This window comes from Nocardiopsis sp. TRM 82005 (assembly GCF_056312425.1).
This window is the reverse complement of sequence record NZ_JBWDTQ010000038.1, coordinates 33,464-48,205: the sequence shown is the minus strand read 5'-3', so window position 1 is coordinate 48,205 and position 14,742 is coordinate 33,464. Positions and strand designations below refer to the sequence as shown.

12 protein-coding genes are annotated in these 14,742 nt (G+C 70.9%); 3 read left to right on the top strand and 9 right to left on the bottom strand.

The features are described 5' to 3' along the window. Positions 1-271 precede the first annotated feature (271 nt). Entirely contained in the window at positions 272-985 is a 714-nt protein-coding gene (locus tag AC0T5L_RS25325; RefSeq protein WP_476167990.1) for a TetR/AcrR family transcriptional regulator, read from the bottom strand. Positions 986-1,133: 148 nt separating this feature from the next. Here AC0T5L_RS25325 and AC0T5L_RS25320 point away from each other — a divergent pair, with 148 nt between their 5' ends. Further along, positions 1,134-2,288, top strand: a complete 1,155-nt coding sequence (locus tag AC0T5L_RS25320; protein ID WP_476167989.1) for an acyl-CoA dehydrogenase family protein — start codon at positions 1,134-1,136, stop codon at positions 2,286-2,288. Positions 2,289-2,340: 52 nt separating this feature from the next. On the opposite strand, the gene AC0T5L_RS25315 is transcribed toward AC0T5L_RS25320, so the two are convergent. Together AC0T5L_RS25315 and AC0T5L_RS25310 are read right to left on the bottom strand one after the other, a co-directional pair. Next, a complete protein-coding gene (locus tag AC0T5L_RS25315; protein ID WP_476167988.1) occupies positions 2,341-3,153 on the bottom strand; it encodes an SDR family oxidoreductase in 813 nt (270 codons plus the stop codon). A gap of 97 nt (positions 3,154-3,250) precedes the next feature. Further along, a complete protein-coding gene (locus tag AC0T5L_RS25310; RefSeq protein ID WP_476167987.1) occupies positions 3,251-3,490 on the bottom strand; it encodes a hypothetical protein in 240 nt (79 codons plus the stop codon). A 176-nt stretch (positions 3,491-3,666) separates the two neighbouring features. Between AC0T5L_RS25310 and AC0T5L_RS25305 the strand changes: the two genes are divergently transcribed. Then, complete coding sequence (locus tag AC0T5L_RS25305) at positions 3,667-4,833, top strand: sensor histidine kinase (protein WP_476167986.1); 1,167 nt, start codon at positions 3,667-3,669, stop codon at positions 4,831-4,833. Beyond that, on the top strand, positions 4,821-5,513 hold the full coding sequence (locus AC0T5L_RS25300; RefSeq protein ID WP_476167985.1) for a response regulator transcription factor: 693 nt from the start codon (positions 4,821-4,823) through the stop codon (positions 5,511-5,513). Before AC0T5L_RS25305 ends, AC0T5L_RS25300 begins: the two co-directional genes overlap by 13 nt. 20 nt (positions 5,514-5,533) lie before the next feature. On the opposite strand, the gene AC0T5L_RS25295 is transcribed toward AC0T5L_RS25300, so the two are convergent. The 6 genes from AC0T5L_RS25295 to AC0T5L_RS25270 all read right to left on the bottom strand — a co-directional run bounded on the left by AC0T5L_RS25295 (position 5,534) and on the right by AC0T5L_RS25270 (position 14,501). Beyond that, complete coding sequence (locus tag AC0T5L_RS25295) at positions 5,534-7,240, bottom strand: serine/threonine-protein kinase (protein ID WP_476167984.1); 1,707 nt, start codon at positions 7,238-7,240, stop codon at positions 5,534-5,536. A gap of 299 nt (positions 7,241-7,539) precedes the next feature. After that, a complete protein-coding gene (locus tag AC0T5L_RS25290; RefSeq protein ID WP_476167983.1) occupies positions 7,540-8,637 on the bottom strand; it encodes a cytochrome P450 family protein in 1,098 nt (365 codons plus the stop codon). Further along, positions 8,634-9,914 carry a cytochrome P450 family protein gene (locus tag AC0T5L_RS25285; protein WP_476167996.1) on the bottom strand — a complete coding sequence of 427 codons (1,281 nt, stop codon included), beginning with the start codon at positions 9,912-9,914 and terminating at the stop codon, positions 8,634-8,636. Before AC0T5L_RS25285 ends, AC0T5L_RS25290 begins: the two co-directional genes overlap by 4 nt. 411 nt (positions 9,915-10,325) lie before the next feature. Then, positions 10,326-12,629 (bottom strand): heavy metal translocating P-type ATPase, encoded by a 2,304-nt coding sequence (locus AC0T5L_RS25280; RefSeq protein ID WP_476167982.1) that lies wholly within the window; start codon positions 12,627-12,629, stop codon positions 10,326-10,328. Positions 12,630-12,813: 184 nt separating this feature from the next. Next, positions 12,814-13,029 (bottom strand): heavy-metal-associated domain-containing protein, encoded by a 216-nt coding sequence (locus tag AC0T5L_RS25275; RefSeq protein WP_476167981.1) that lies wholly within the window; start codon positions 13,027-13,029, stop codon positions 12,814-12,816. Between the two features lie 314 nt (positions 13,030-13,343). Continuing rightward, the gene (locus AC0T5L_RS25270; RefSeq protein WP_476167980.1) at positions 13,344-14,501 is read right to left on the bottom strand and encodes an IS30 family transposase; all 1,158 of its coding nucleotides are present in this window, start codon (positions 14,499-14,501) and stop codon (positions 13,344-13,346) included. Positions 14,502-14,742 lie beyond the last annotated feature (241 nt).

Sequence of the window (14,742 nt, the reverse complement as noted above, 5' to 3'; positions counted from 1 at the left end):
GTCAGCGTGGACTTGCCGGCGTCGGGGTGGGAGATGACCGCGAACGTGCGCCGCCGCGACGCCTCACGGGCGACCTCTGACTCCTGCTTGGTGGCGCTCGCCGTGTCCACACTCATTTCCGCTGTCCGCTCCGCCTTCGTATACTGCCCGGTTCCCGGCCCTGTCCAGCCTACGCGCGTCGCGGCGCCGACCTGACCGCGTCAGCGAGCGGCCGCCCGGAGGGCGCGCGGCGTGAGCCGAGGGCACGAGCTAGGTGTACTGACCTGAGAGGTTAGGTGCTCCCGTGCTCCCGGACGGCGGCGTCGACGCGCCGGAGCAGCTCCTCCCGGCCGGTGCCTCCGGGGTAGACCGCCACCAGCACGTGGTCGCGCTCGGGCGCTCGCTCGGCGTACAGCATCGGTGCGGCGGCCCGGCGGACGAAGTCCATGGCCTCGTCGAAGCCCGCCCACACCTCGCGGCTGTCCTGCTCCGGGCGGCGCAGCCATCCGCGCAGGACGTGGTTGTGCGCGGAGATGAGCGACGCGGCGGCCACACCCGCGGCCAGGGAGCGGCCCTCACCGCCTCCGCGCCGGGCCAGGTAGCGGCTGAACGCGGCCTGGTAGCGGGCGGTCATCGCCACCTCCCGGTCGCGCAGACGGGGGTGGGCGCGCACCAGGTGGTAGCGCGGCACGGTGATCTCCGGGTCGCGCAGGTATCCCTGGAGTACCAGGCGGGCAGCGGAGAAGACCGAGGTCAGCGGCTCGTCCGGAGAGGCGTCCAGGTAGCGGTCCACAGTGGTGAACAGCTCGTCGTGCTCGGCGAAGAGGATGTCCTCCTTCGAGCCGAAGCGGCGAAAGAGGCTGCGGCGGCTCATCCCGCTGGCGGCGGCGATCTGGTCCATCGTCGTGTCGTCGAAGCCGTTCTCGGTGAACAGCCGCAGCGCGGCGAGTACCACCTCGCGGGTGGCCACGCGTGGGTGGCCGCCTCGGCCTCCCGGCCGTTCCATGGATCCGCCCCCTTCGCCCCGACATCCCGAAACTATCCGATCCCGTCGGTGTACCTCATCCTTTCCACCCCTTACTCTGGCACTGAATGCCATATGAAGGCACGCAGTGCCAAAGATCGAGGGGTGACTCCCCCGGGGAGGAAAGCAGATGAGCGACTTCGACCTGTTCAAGACCACCGAGGAGCACGAGGAGCTGCGTGCCGCCGTGCGCTCCGTCTCCGAGGACAAGATCGCCCCGCACGCGGCGGAGGTCGACGAGAAGAGCGCCTTTCCGCGGGATGCCCTCAACGCCCTGGTCGCCACGGACTTCCACGCCCCGCACATCGCCGAGGAGTACGACGGCATGGGCGCCGACGCCCTGGCCACATGCATCGTCATCGAGGAGGTGGCCCGCGTGTGCGCCTCCTCCTCCCTGATCCCCGCGGTCAACAAGCTCGGCACCATGCCGCTGGTCCTGGGCGCCTCCGACGAGGTCAAGCGCCGCTACCTGCCCGAGGTCGCCAGCGGCGAGGCGATGTTCTCCTACGGCCTGTCCGAGCGCGAGGCCGGTTCCGACACCGCGAGCATGCGCACCCGGGCCGTCCCCGACGGCGACGACTGGGTGCTCAACGGCCAGAAGTCCTGGATCACCAACGCCGGGGTCAGCGAGTACTACACGGTGCTGGCCGTGACCGACCCCGAGGGCGCCCGCGGCCGCAACGTCTCGGCGTTCGTGCTGCACGCCGACGACCCGGGCTTCACCCTGGGCGAGCCCGAGCGCAAGCTCGGCATCAAGGGCTCTCCCACCCGCGAGCTGTTCTTCGACAACGTGCGCGTCCCCGGCGACCGCATCGTCGGCGCCCCGGGCGAGGGCCTCAAGATCGCCCTGCGCACCCTGGACCACACGCGCGTCACCATCGGCGCGCAGGCCATCGGCATCGCCCAAGGCGCCTTGGACCAGGCCGTGGCCTACGTCAAGGAGCGCAAGCAGTTCGGCAAGCACATCGCCGACTTCCAGGGCATCCAGTTCATGCTCGCTGACATGGCGATGAAGCTGGAGACCGCGCGTCAGATGGTCTACGTGGCCGCGGCCAAGTCCGAGCGGGGCGACGAGGACCTGCCGTTCTACGGCGCCGCCGCCAAGTGCTTCGCCTCCGACTCCGCCATGGAGATCACCACCGACGCCGTACAGCTGCTGGGCGGCGCGGGTTATGTGAAGGACTTCCCGCTGGAGCGCATGATGCGCGACGCGAAGATCACCCAGATCTACGAGGGCACCAACCAGGTCCAGCGCCTGGTGATGGCCCGCCAGCTGCTCAAGTAGGCCGCTGACACGGGCGCCCGCCCCTCCCGGGGCGGGCGCTGGGCGCTCCGGGTCAGAGCACGGACTCGCGGATGAACCGGGCCAGCGGGATGGGGTCACGCTTCAGGGCGGTGCGTACGTCCTCGGTGACCTCGGCGGCGCGTCCGGCGACGGCGGCGGCGAAGCGCTCGTTGAGCGTCTCCACGTACCGCTCGCCCCATCCCCGGTCGGTGGCCCGGAAGTAGAAGCCCGCCTCGTCGAGGGTCTTGAAACGCCACACCGGGCTCTCGGTGCCCCTGGTCTGCTTGACCACCTCGCGGAAGGTGAGCGCCTGCGGGCCCGTGAGCGTGTACTCCCTGCCGCCGTGGTCCCCCAACAGCGCGGCGACGGCGGCGTCGGCGACGTCGCGGGCGTCCACGAAGCTGATCGCCGTCTTCTTCTTGACCGGCAGTTCGAGCCGGCCGTTGCGGGAGCGCGCCATGTTGGCGAACGTGCCCTCGGTGAAGTCCTGGAAGAGCCAGTTGGGCCGCAACACGGTCCACCGGTCGAACACGTCCTTGGCCCGCAGCTCGGCGGCACGCTGGTCGGAGTCCGACGGCGCGTGCTCGGTGCCCATGGCCGACATGACCACGGCGTTGCCGACCCCGGCCTCGGCCGCCTTCTCCAGGAAACCGGCGACCCGGTTGCCCAGGGCGCTCCCCACCGGCGTCACCACGAAGACGCTCTTCACACCGTCGAGGACCTCGGCCCAGTTGGAGGTGTCGGTCCAGTCCAGGCGCGTCCGCGTGGTGCGGGACACGCCCGTCACGGGCAGACCGCGGCTCCTCAGCTGGGTGACAACGCGTCGGCCCACCATCCCGGTGGCTCCTGTGACCAGAGTGCTCATCGGTTACAAGGTACCGACGCGCGGTACCCGTCCTGACACGAACCGCCCGCGACGCCGTGATCCCGGACCGTTTTCCTCCCCGCGGCCGGGCCCCTCCTCAGGCACGGACCCGGGGCCGTGCCGTCTCCATACCCAGCGCCAGAGCGGCTCCCGCGGCCGCCACGCCCAGGTTGGCGAAGAGCTCGTACCCCTCGAGGACCGCGACATGGGGCACGACGAACCGGTTGAAGGAGTTGAGGACGATGCCCAGGAACGGCTGGTACCAGAGGTGGTCGACGGCACCGCTGACACCTATGAGGAAGAGCAGGGCTCCGATTCCCTGAATGACCTTTCGCATACCAGCGACGCTAGGCGCCGGGCGCCCCGCGGCGCATCGGCCGATCGTCCATCCCGCTCCGCCATCCGTATGCGCGCCGTCGCGTCGGATGACCAAAGTATGGCGTCCGGCGACCTTGGTGGCCCCATGGCCGGATGCCTCCTCCCCGCCCGGATCCGGACATAGAATGCGCAGCGATGAACGCTATGGCCGTTCCGCGACGGCGCGGCGCGCGCGACTGGATCGTGGACTCCTCCGCCTTCCTCCTCGCGGTCCTCTTCGCGCTGGTGAGCGCCGTCGAGTTCCCCGACTCCCCCGTCACCGGTCCCGTCCTGCCCCCGTGGCTCAAGGGCACCGACGCGGCCCTGACCCTCCTGGCATGCCTGTCCCTGTGGTGGCGCCGCCGATGGCCGGTCCAGACCGCCGTCGCACTCGTCCTGTTCTCCGCCGTCTCCGGCCTGGTCTCGGGCGCCATGCTCATCGCCCTGTTCTCCGTGGCCGTGCACCGGCCGCCACGCACCAGCCTGGCGGTGTACGGGCTGAGCGTGGGCGCCGCGCTCGTGAACTCCGCCTTGTGGCCCGACCCGCACGCCCCCTTCCTCGTGCTCTTCCTCCTGGGCGCCGCCCTCCAGGGAGCCGTTACGGGATGGGGGCTCACCGTCCACCACCGGCGCAAGCTGGTGGAGTCGCTGCGCGACCGTGCCGTACACGCCGAGACCGAGGCTCAGCTGCGCGCCGAGCACGCCCAGCACCAGGTCCGCGAGGCCATGGCACGCGAGATCCACGACGTGCTCGGACACCGGTTGTCCCTCCTCAGCGTGCACGCGGGCGCCCTGGAGTACCGCCCGGACGCCCCCGCCGGGGAGGTGGCCCGCTCGGCGAAGGTGATCCGGGAGAGCGCCCACCAGGCCCTCCAGGACCTGCGCGAGGTGATCGGAGTGCTGCGCGCCCCGGTCGGGGAACTGCCGCAGCCGACCATGGCCGACATCCGGCAGCTGGTGGAGGAGGCCGGAGAGGCCGGGGCCCGTGTGGAGTTCGCCCAGGAGTACGACGGGGCGGTCCCGGAACGCATCGGACGCACCGCCTACCGGATCGTTCAGGAGGGGCTGACGAACGTGCGCAAGCACGCCCCGAGGGCGGACACACAGGTGCTGCTCCGGGGGGCGCCCGGTGACGGGCTGGTGGTGGAGGTGCGCAACGGCTCCTCCCCCGGACCGGCGTCCGCCACCGCGGGAGGGGACGGACGCGGCCAGGGCCTGGCCGGACTCACCGAACGGGTCTCCCTGGCCTCCGGGCGCCTGGAGCACGGTCCGGACACCGGTGGTGGCTGGCGGCTGTCGGCCTGGCTACCGTGGCCCGTATGAGTGAGACGGAGCGCGGGCAGATCGGAGTCGTGATCGTCGACGACGACGCACTGGTGCGGGTCGGTCTGGTGATGATGATGGGCGGCGCGCCCGACCTCAGGGTGCTGGCCGAGGCCGAGGACGGCGGCGCGGTGCTCGACCTGGTGCGGCGGCACTCCCCCGACGTGGTCCTGATGGACATCCGTATGCCCACGGTGGACGGGCTGACCGCCACCGAACGCCTGCGCGCCCTGGAGGAACCGCCGGAGGTGCTGGTGTTGACCACCTTCGACGCCGATGAGCACGTACTGCGCGCCCTTCGGGCGGGCGCGGCCGGGTTCCTGCTCAAGGACACCCCTCCCGCGGAGATCGTGGAGTCGGTGCGCCAGGTGTCCCGGGGGATGTCGGTTCTGTCCCCGACGGTGACGCGGCGGCTGATCGACCGTGTGGGCGCCAACGACCACGGTGAGCGGGCCGAGCGGGCGCGCCGGAGGCTGGCGGCGCTCAACGGCCGGGAGCTGGAGGTGGCTGTGGCGGTCGGCGAGGGGCGGTCCAACGCCGACATCGCCGCGGCCCTGTTCCTGAGCGTGCCGACGGTCAAGACGCACGTGTCGAACATCCTCACCAAACTCGGGCTCAACAACCGGGTACAGGTGGCGCTGCTGGTACACGACGCCCGGTTCCTGGACGAGAGCGGCTGACCGGCACGGACCCGGGTCCCTCAGTCAGCCGGCTCGAAGGTCTGCGACATCCGGTCCAGCAGCGCCCGGTTGGCCTCGGAGTCGTCGTTGTCGGCCACCAGGAACAGGGCGTAGCCGACGTCCTCGGTGTGGAAGCCCCGGTTGACGGCGTGCATGCGGCCGCCATCGAAGGTGAACTCCCAGTCCGCGGCGCTGACGTAGTCCTCCGCCCAGTCGGCTTCCACGTCCTCGATACCGACGAGCTCATAGCCGTCGAAGTTGCTGCTGCCGACGGGCTCGAACTCCCGCCAGTCCTCCCCCGCGTCGGCGTTGGGTTCGTCGGTCTGGTCGACCTGGAGGTAGCCGCCATCGGGGTTGTGGAAGAAGACGCTGGTGCCCCGGCGCTCCGTGTCCCAGCCCTCGGGGACGTCCACGGAGAACCCGCTGGAGTCCTCGTAGCGGACCAGGAAGTCCCACTCGTCGTCCTCCTCGCCTTCCCCGTCCTGCTCGGACGACTCCGTCGCCTCCGGCTCCTCCTGGGCCTCTGGCTCCCCCTCTCCGCTGGCGGGCTCCTCCTCCGGGTCGACGGCGGCCTGCTGTCCGGAACCGTCGACGAGCCCGGCCCCGGAGCCACCGGGGCGGTTCATGCTCACCAGGACGCTGGTGGTGGCGCCCACGACCAGCAGCACGAGTACGGCCGCGACGACCAGTAGCGTCCGCCCGCGGGGCGCGGAGAGCCCCTTCCCACGGGAGGCGGCGGATGCCGGCGCGGAGGCGTCCTGCTCGGGGCCGGGCGCCGACGCGACGGGCCCTGCGCGGACGAGCGGCTCAGCCCCGCCGGCCTCCTCCGGCCCTCCGTCCGGCTCCTCCGTCGGAACGGTGACGGCCGTGTGCGGGACTGCGGCCGGGGAGCTCTGGGCAGAGTCCCGGATCTCCCGCAGCAGGGAGCTCACCTCACCGCTCGACGGCCGGTCCTCCGGGCGCTTCTCGCACAACGCCTCCAGGACCGGGAGCAGCGGACCGGCGTTGGCCGCCTCCGGCAGGTCCTGGGTGACGATCGCGGTCAGCGTCGCCATCGGGGTCGGCCGGTCGAACGGCAGCGTGCCCTCCACCGCCTGGTAGAGGGTGATGCCCAGGGCCCACATGTCCGAGGCCGGGGTGGCCGAGTTCCCGTGCGCCACTTCCGGGGCCAGGTAGCTCGGGGAGCCGATCAGCAGACCGGTACTGGTCAGGTGGGTGGAACCGTCCAGGTGGGCGATACCGAAGTCGGTGAGGACGGCCCGGTCGTTCCCCGCGATGAGTACGTTGCCCGGTTTGATGTCTCGGTGCACGATGCCCCGAGCGTGCGCCTCGGACAGGCCCGCGGCCATCTGCTCGCCGATGGACGCGGCACGCCGGACCGGAAGCACCCCCTCGTCGCGGACGAGGTCGCCCAGGGAGGGACCGCGGACGAGCTCCATGACGATCCACGGGCGGCCGTCCTCCTCGGCCACGTCGAACACGGTGATGATGGCGGGGTGGCTGAGCTGCGCCGCGCTGCGCGCCTCGCGCAGCATGCGGGTGCGCAGCACCTCGACCTCGTGCGCGGGCAGGTTGGGCGGCGTGGTCAGCTCCTTGACCGCGACCGGCCGGTCCAGGAGGGTGTCTGTGCCTTGCCAGACCCGGCCCATGCCACCGGCACCGATGACCTCGTCCAGGCGGTACCGGTTGACCAGGAGGCGGCCGGGGTCGGCTTCCGAACTGTTCATGAAGGCGCGGTTCCTCTGCGGGGGAAGCGGTGTGGAAGTTACGGGGGAACGGCGCGAGAGGGTGCGTGCGCGGACAGGGACGCGGGGGGTGCAGAGCCCCTCGGGGCGCACCTCGAACCGTTAGCGAGTCTAGGAGTCCGCGGCCACTGGTGGCGCTGTCCGCCACGGTGGTATGTGTGTTTCCCCGGCGTGACGGAGCCACCCGAAGCCCTCTGAAATGCGAATATCCCGCCGGAAACGTCGTAGGTCATGGATCCGGCGGGACCGGAATCACCGAGCGTGCCTACCCGGAAACCGGATCACCTCAGGCGTACGGGGAGGGCCTCCACCCCCGAGCCGATGATCGACGGCAGCGGGACCAGCTCCTCGTCGGCTACCGCGACATCGAGTCGGGGGAAGCGCTCGAACAGGCGCGGCAGTGCCTCGAGGACCTCCATACGGGCCAGGCTCGCGCCCAGGCAGTAGTGGCGCCCGTGGGAGAAGGTCAGGTGCGAGGTGTCCTCACGGGTGATGTCGAACAGGTGCGCCGTCGGCCCGTAGCGCTCCTCGTCGCGCCCGGCCGACCCGTAGCCCATCAGCAGCGGATCGCCCGCCGGGACCGCGACCCCGGCCAGCTCGACGTCCTCGGTGGTGTAGCGCATCGGCACGAACTCGCCCGGTCCGTCCCAGCGCAGCACCTCCTCCACGGCCTTGGACCAGGTGGCGTCGCCCCGCAGGACCATGTCGAGCTGGTCGCGGTGGTTGACCAGCGTCCGCACCGCGTTGGCGATGAGGTTCATCGTGGTCTCGTAGCCCGCGCTGATGATGAGTACCAGGCTCCAGATCAGCTCGTCCTCGCTGAGCCTGTCGTCCTCGTCGCGGGAGGCGATGAGGGCGGAGGTCAGGTCGTCGCCCGGCTCGGCGCGCTTGGCCGCGACCAGTTCGGTGAGCACGCCCCACATCTCCATGAAGGTGGTCATCGCCTCCTCGGGCGTGACGCTCTGGTCGAAGAAGACCCCGACCAGCCGGTGCAGCTTCGGCCGCGCCTGCTCGTCCAGACCGAACAGGTCGCTGATCACCGTCATCGGCAGCGGGCGCGCCAGCGACTCCTTGAGGTCGACCACGCCGTCCGGAGCAGCCGCGGCCTCGGCCTCCATCCGGTCCAGCAGACCCTCGACGATGGTGACGACCCCCTCGCGCAGGCGCTCGATCCGGCGCGGGGTGAAAGCCTTGGAGACCAGCTTGCGCAGGCGCGTGTGCTCCCCGCCGTCGCTGGTCAGCATGTTCTCGGCGATGATCCAGGAGATCAGCGGCCAGTCCGGCGGGACCTCACCGGCGTTGAGGGCCCGCCAGTGCTTCTTGTCCTTCTGTACGCGCTGGTCGGCCAGGGCCTCGGTGACCGCCGAGTGCGTGGTCACGACCCACGCAGCAACCTCACCAGGAAGTTCGACAGGGACGACAGGCCCGAGCTCACGGAGGTGGGCTGCTTGGGCGCGGAGGTTTCCGGGGGCGATTCGGACGTGCTCCAAAGTGTTCCTTCCACGGGGTCAGGGGGCGGTGGGACCTGCGGGGCGAACTCGATGGGGAGGTGGACTGGGACCCAGGACAGGGCCGACAGCTGCCAGTCCAACCGCTCCGACGGAACGGCCATGCGGAGTCCGGGGAGTCGGCTGAGGAGCGCGCGCACCGCGATGATGGCGATGGTGGTGGCCTCGTCACGGGCGGGGCACCGATGCGGGCCCGCGCCCCAGGCCACGTGCGCCCGGTTGGTGTTCTCCTCCATCCGCTCGGCGTTCTCCCGCATGAAGAAGTGGTTCGACGCGGCGAAGGCCAGCAGGACGGGAGTTCCGGCCGCGATCACCCGTCCGCCGTCGATGGGCACGTCCACGCGCGGGTAGATGGCCGGGTAGTTGGTGATCGGCGGGTCCTGCCACAGGACACGGTCGAGGAGGTCGTTGAGGGCGGCGTCGGAGAGGGCCGCCGAACCGGATCCGGTCAGGGCCGGGTCCTCCAGGGCGGCGCGCAGGGACGCGGCGGCCAGGTTCGCGGTCGGCTCGTTGGCGGCGGCGATGACGAGGAGGAGCTGCATGATCACCTCCTCGTCGCTGAGGGCGGCGCGGTGCTGGATCAGCCGGGTGGTGAGGTCGTCGCCGGGCTCCCGGTGCTTGGCGGAGACCACCTCGGACAGGGCCCGCTCGGCCTCGGCGTTGGACTTCTCCGTGTCCACGCCCATCCACAGGTTGCGCATGGCGGTGACGAAGCGCAGTCCCTGGTCCTCGTTGAAGCCGAAGAGGTCGTTGATCACCAGCAGCGGCAGCATGCGCACGTACTCGCCGAGGGCGTCGGCGTGGCCGCGTTCGCAGAACTCGTCGATGAGCCGGTCGGCGTACCGGCTGGTGATCCCGCTCAGGTGCCCGGTGTCGATGGCGCCGAGGCTGTCGGTGATCGCGCGCCGGTAGCGCTGGTGCTCGGCCCCGTCGACGAACAGGGCGTTCATCCGCGGGGCCATCATCGGCAGCAGCGGGGAGTCCGGGTCGACCCGGCCCTCGGTGAAGTCGCGCCACAGCCTGGCGTCGTGGCTGAAGGTGGTGGTGTCCCGGGACCAGGAGATGAGCGTGGCGTAGTCCGTGACCAGCCATCCGTGCACGCCCGGTTCGAGCTCGACCGGGATCACCGGTCCGTGGTCGGCTCGCATACTGGCGTACACGGAGTAGGGGTCGGACTGCGGCTCGCTCCGGTGCAGTGCGGCGCGGGGGCATCCAGAAGACACAGGGAACCTCGGCTGGGGCGGTCGGGTACGGGCTGGGGTCCGTCCTTCACGTCATGGGGCTCGGGGGCGGGAGGGTTCAGCTCCGGTGCTCGGGGCTGGTTCGCGGTGGTGCTCCGGACAGGGCATGGCTGAGCGGTCCGCGGTCACGCGACCGAACCGTCCAGTCTCGCGCAACCCTAGTGGCCCGTTCCGGCGGGGCGCGAGACCCGTCCTCGCGCCCTCCGCGGGGACGACTGCCCCCATCTGCCGTTTCACCGCTGAATTTCGCCACCGCCGGCGGGCCCCGGAGCCACGTCGCTCGGAGCGGCGTCGGTCCGGGGCCCATGCGGTCGGGACTCAGGCGGTAGGGGCGCTTCCGTCCGTCGCCAGCGGGCGGAACCGGCGCAGGCGCTGGCTGTTACTCACCACGAACACGCTGGAGAAAGCCATCGCCGCGCCCGCGAGCATCGGGTTGAGCAGGCCCGCCGCCGCCAGCGGCAGCGCCGCCGAGTTGTAGGCGAAGGCCCAGAACAGGTTTCCCTTGATCGTGCCGAGCGTGCGGCGCGCGAGCCGGACCGCGTCGGCCGCCGCCCGCAGGTCACCGCGTACCAGGGTCAGGTCGCTGGCCTCGATGGCCACGTCGGTTCCCGTGCCCATCGCCAGCCCCAGGTCGGCCTGGGCCAGGGCCGCGGCGTCGTTGACACCGTCGCCGACCATCGCCACGGTGCGGCCCTCGGACTGCAACCGCCTGATGACGTCGACCTTGTCCTTGGGCAGGACCTCGGCGACCACCTCGGCGATACCGACCTCGGCGGCCACCGAGCGGGCCACGGCCTCGTTGTCCCCGGTGAGCAGGATCGGGGTCAGGCCCAGCTCGCGGAACCGGCGGACCGCTTCGGAGCTGGTGGGTTTGACGGTGTCGGCCACCACCAGCACGCCCCGGGCGCGGCCCTCCCAACCGACGGCGACGGCGGTGCTGCCCCCGGTCTCGGCGTCCTTGAGCGCGGAGACCAGTCGCTCGGGCAGTGCGGCCCCGTGCTCCTCCAGCAGCGCGACCCTGCCGACCAGGACGGCGCGGCCGTCGACGGTCCCCCGGACGCCGAGGCCCTCGATGTTGGCGAAGTCCCCGGGCGCGGACAGGTCGCCCACCCGGTCGGCGGCGCCGGAGGCGACCGCCCGGGCGACGGGGTGCTCGGAGGCGTTCTCCAGCGCCCCGGCCAGACGCAGGACCTCCTCCTCGCTCTCGCCGTCGGCGACGGTGACTCCGGTCAGCGCCATCCGGCCGGTGGTGACGGTGCCGGTCTTGTCCAGCACGACGGTGTCCACACGGCGGGTGTCCTCCAGCACCTCCGGTCCCTTGATGAGGATGCCGAGCTGGGCGCCGCGCCCGGTACCCACCATCAGGGCCATGGGCGTGGCCAGGCCGAGGGCGCACGGGCAGGCGATGATGAGCACCGCGACGGCGGCGGTGAAGGCCGCCGACACGGGCTGGCCGGTGCTGAGCCAGAAGACGAGCGTGCCGACGGCGATCAGGATGGCGACCGGGACGAAGACCCCGGACACCCGGTCGGCCAGACGCTGTGCCTCGGCCTTGCCGTTCTGGGCCTCCTCGACCAGGCGCGCCATCTGGGCGAGCTGGGTGTTGGAACCGACCCTGGTGGCACGCACCACCAGGCGCCCGCCCGCGTTGACCGTGGCTCCGACGACGGAGCTGTCGGGCGAGACCTCCACGGGGACGGACTCGCCGGTGAGCATGCTCATGTCGACGGCGGAGGTGCCCTCCTCCACGGTGCCGTCGGTGGCGATCCGCTCCCCGGGACGGACGAGGAAGCGGTCTCCGACGGCGAGCCGGTCCACGGGCACGAGCTCCTCGCGGGGCGAGGGTCCGTCACCGCGCAGGACGGTGACCTCCTTGGCGCCGAGTTCGAGCAGGGAGCGCAGGGCGTCTCCGGCACGGCGCTTGGAACGTGCCTCGAAGAACTTGCCCAGGAGGATGAAGGAGGTGACGCCCGCGGCGACCTCCAGGTAGATGTTGGCCGCCCCGTCGGTACGGGCGATGGTCAGCTCGAACGGGTGCGTCATGCCCGGTACCCCGGCGGTACCGAGAAAGAGCGCGTACAGCGACCACAGAAACGCGGCGGTGACCCCGAGGGAGACCAGTGTGTCCATGGTGGCCGCGCCGATCCTGAGGTTCTTCCACGCGGCCACATGGAAGGGCAGGGCGCCCCAGACGACGACGGGCGCGGCCAGGGCCAGGGAGGCCCACTGCCAGTAGGTGAACTGCAACACGGGGACCATGGCCATGGCGATGACGGGCACCGAGAGCACGAGGGAGACCACGGCGCGGTTCCACAGTGCCCGTACGGGATCGTCCGGGGCGACGGTGGTCTCGGCGGTTTCGGCCCGGCTCTCGGCCTGGGGCACGGTGGCGGTGTAGCCCGCCTTCTCGACCTGGGCGACGAGGTCCTCCACCGGGGCGGGCGGTCCGTCGAAGGAGACGCGGGCCTTCTCGGTGGCGAAGTTGACGGAGGCGCTGACGCCCTCGATCTTGTTGAGCCGCTTCTCGACCCGGTTGGCGCAGGCGGCGCATGTCATCCCGCCGATCGCCAACTCGACCGACGCGGTGTCGGTCGGGTCCGCCGTGGTTCTGCTGGTACTCATTGACCCCTCCCCGGTATCCTGCCGCTCCTGGCGCCCGTCGACGCCGCGCGCGGTGTTCCCGCCGCGGTTCCGTCCGGGGCGTCGAGCGGACCGCCGCGGCGCCCGGGCGGGACGGCCGTACCGAACGCCGCGGCGGACATGGGTCCCGGGCCTGTGGGGCCCGGGCTTCACGGCCGCTCCCGTGTCAGTCGCGGACCTCGTATCCGGCTTCGTCGATGGCGGCGCGGACCGACCCGTCGTCGACCGGGCCGTCACCGGTGACGGTCACCTTCTTGCTGTCGAGGTCGACCTTGACGTCGGTGACCCCCGTGACCTCGCTGACCTCCTCGGTGACGGCGTTGACGCAGTGTCCGCAGCTCATGCCGTCAACGGTGTAAACAGCGGTGGTGGTGTCAGCCATTTCGCCTCCTGGAGCATGTGTGGTGTGTCGGTCGTTCTGGGACCGGCCCCCGACAGCTCAAACATACCCCTATAGGGTATGTGGTTGTCAAATGTCAAGCCCGGGGCGTCCGCCACGGGGGGTCGGGGGTGACGGAGGCCGGCGATCCCGGGTTCTGCCAGCTCGCGCCCGCCCGCGGAAAGCATCCCGGAGCGCCTAGGGCCAGCGCTGCCACAGTACCCGCCGGGGGTACTCTCCCGACCGCGGCCCGCCCGGACACGACGAAAGGCCCCCGCACGGTGCTTGGGTTCTAGTGGTTGTTGCAACACAGAAGGTCAGTTGCTCGCTTTGAGTAGCTTAGCCAGGCGCTCGGCTGGGGTATCCCAGCCGAGCGTTTTGCGTGGGCGCCCGTTGAGCTGGACAGCGACCGCTTCCAGATACTCACGCGAGTGCACCGACAGGTCGGTGCCCTTGGGAAAGTACTGCCTAAGCAGGCCGTTGGTGTTCTCGTTCGAACCCCGCTGCCAAGGGCTGGCCGGGTCGCAGAAGTAGACCGGGATGTCAGTGGCCACGGTGAACTCGTGGTGGCGACCCAGCTCCGAGCCCTGATCCCAGGTCACCGAACGCGCCAGATGACGGGGCAGAGTCGCAACCGTCGAGGCCAACGCATCGCGGACCTGGTCGGCACTGCGCCCCTGGCCCAAGTGCAAAAGCATCGTGTACCGGGTCGAGCGCTCCACCAGGGTGCCGATGGCCGAAGCGCCGTTCGCCCCGATGATCAAATCCCCTTCCCAGTGGCCGGGCACCGCCCGATCGGCGACCTCCGCCGGGCGTTCGCTGATCATCACCATCGGATGAGCGAAGCGCTCTCGGCGCTGCTGGGCCTGAGGGCGGGGCTTGCGCCGAGCACGCCCCGAGCGCAGCGCGGCGGCCAGCTCGCGACGCAGTTCCCCACGGCCTTGGACGTAGAGCGCCTGGTAGATCGTCTCGTGGCACACGTGCAGCTCCGGCCGATCGGGGAAATCCCGTTTGAGCCTACGACTGATCTGCTCCGGGCTCCACTTGTCGTTGAGCAGCTCCTGGACCACAGAGCGCAGCTCGGGGTTCAGGGCGAACGTGCAGGGTTTGGGTCTGGGCCTGCGGGCCTCGGCTCGGGCCTGGGCGGCGTGGGGACGGTAGTGCCGCTGACCACGCGGGTCCACCGTGGCGTTGCGACGCAGCTCCCGGCTAATCGTGGAAGGATCTCGGCCCAGCTCGGCGGCGATGGCTCGCACACCCAGACCTTCACGGTCCAGGTCAGCGATCTGGATGCGCTCGTCGCTGGTCAGGTAGCGGCCGGGTGAGGTGGCCCCAGTGCTGGGGCGGGCAGGAGGAAGAGACCGTTCTCGCCCGTCTTGAGTCCGGGTGGGGCGGCCGAATCGCCAGCGGTGTCCCGTCTTGCGGTTGACGCCGACGATCCGGCACGCCTCGGTGGTGCTCACTCCTTTGGCCATCAGGGCAAGATACGCCGCCCGTTCAGCTTGGAGCTTCTTGCGGCCCTGAGGGTCCCGGTTCTTACGGATCTCGAAGTCGTCCATCGCACCCCGTCAAGTGGGGTGTTGCAACAACCACTAGAACCCAAGGTGTGCGGGGACCTCGCAGGTGGTCCGCCCCGGGCGCGCGCCCGGACGACCGCCCCCCGTTCCACGGCGGGCGGAAGGACCCCTTCGCCGGGGGCGGTCGGGAGGGGGACGA